Origin of the sequence: Dietzia sp. B19 (assembly GCF_014145155.1) — a bacterium.
Classification (GTDB): Bacteria; Actinomycetota; Actinomycetes; order Mycobacteriales; family Mycobacteriaceae; genus Dietzia; species Dietzia natronolimnaea.
On the sequence record NZ_JAALED010000298.1, the window covers coordinates 1 to 1,701 of the forward strand.

Genomic DNA, 1,701 nt, shown 5'->3' on the forward strand with positions numbered 1-1,701 from the left:
TCGGTCCGCACCGGCCGTGCCGGGGGTGTTGACGGCCGGTGCGGGGTCTGTGGGGGCCGCCTGGTCGGCGGCCGGGGTGGTGGACTCGGTGGCGTCCACCGAGTCGTCGTCGTCGACCTCCACGCTGGGCGGCAGGGTGCCGTACAACGCCGCCGAGTCGCGCTCGACGTTGAGTACCTGGGCGCGGGGGCCCCGGTGCGTGGGCAGGTCGAGGGTCTTGGAGGCGAGGTTCGCCACGGTCGGGGCGTTCGCCACACCGACCTCGACGAAGCACTCGATGCCGAGTCCGCCGCGCTCCACGGGCGTGAAGAGCAGCTCCTGGGTCTCGATCCAGCGGACCGGGCTGGCGAACTGCCAGGCCAGCAGCTCGACCAGGAGGAGGCGTCCCAGACGCGTCGGGGTGGCAGACCAGGAGTCCCAGTCGGCCAGGACGTCGGCGAGGGAGTCGGCCGGCACGAGGTCGGCGATCTCCTGCACGAAGTCACGCTCGAGGCTGAACAGGCGCGGGACCAGGTTGGGGATGTAGCGGCCCACGAGCACCGAGATGTCGATGTCGTGCGGGATCAGCGCGTCGAGGGTGGCCCGGAAGTCCGGGACGCCGCCGCGCAGGACGGTGGAGTGGAAGGGCACGTCGATGCCCGGCACCAGGATGAAGGCGTTCTTGCCCCCGGACCGCTCGAGCTCACGCTCGACGGCCTTCTCCAGCGCCTTGCAGCCGGCGACGGTGCCGGCCAGCGCGTACTGGGATCCCGCGAGGTTGTAGTTGACGATCTCGATGAACTCACCCGAGTCCTCGGCCACGGCGGCCACCCAGTCCACGACCTCGTCGTCGCCGATGCCCATCTGCGACGGCCGGATCGCGGCCATCCGGTAGTCGGACCGGCCCTCGGAATCGCGCGGGACCAGCTCGTGCATGGTCGCTCCGCGCTGGAAGACGATCTCCAGCAGCGGCTCGAGCTCGAGCGTGCCGGAGATGGCCGCCAGAGCGTCGTACTCGCCGATCGAGTGGCCGGCGAAGTAGGCACCGTCGATGAACAACCCGTCGGCCTCGAGCTCGGCGCGCTGCGCCACCGCGAGGCACGCCATGGCGACCTGGGTGAACTGGGTGAGGTAGAGCACGCCGTCGGGATGCCGGTGGACGGTGCCACGGACGGTCACCTCGGTCGGGTTCTCACGGACCAGCGCCAGGATGGAGAAGCCGAGGGCCTCGCGGGTGTGCGCGTCGGCGCGGTCCCAGATCTCGCGGGCGGCCGGGCAGCGGGTGCGTCCCTCCATGCCCATCCCCTTGGCCTGGATGCCCTGGCCGGGGAAGGCGTAGACGGTGCGCGGGGCCTCGGTCAGGGCGGTGGCGGCCATGACGGTGGCACCGTCGACCGTGCACGTGACCTCGAGGACCTGGCCGCCGGCGAGACGGCCGGTCTGGACGGCACGGACCTTGATGTGGTCGCCCGGTCGGACCGGGGCGAGCATGCGGGCGGTCCAGCCGGCGATCCGCAGGGCGGGGGTCTTCCCGTCCGAGGCCTGGACCGCGTGCTGCGCGGCGGCCGAGAGCCACATCCCGTGGACGATCACGCCGCCCAGGCCGGCGAGGTCGGCCGCGGTGTCGGAGACGTGGATGGGGTTGTGGTCGCCGGAGACCAGCGCGAAGGCGGTCATGTCGTGCGGCGCGATGAGCGAGGTGGACACCCGCTGCTGGCGGCA

1 protein-coding gene is annotated in these 1,701 nt (G+C 72.1%); it reads right to left on the minus strand.

Annotation, left to right across the window (positions count from 1 at the left end):
* A partial coding sequence (locus G6020_RS09215; protein WP_182610409.1) for an acyltransferase domain-containing protein occupies nt 1-1,701 on the minus strand: 1,701 nt, incomplete at both ends.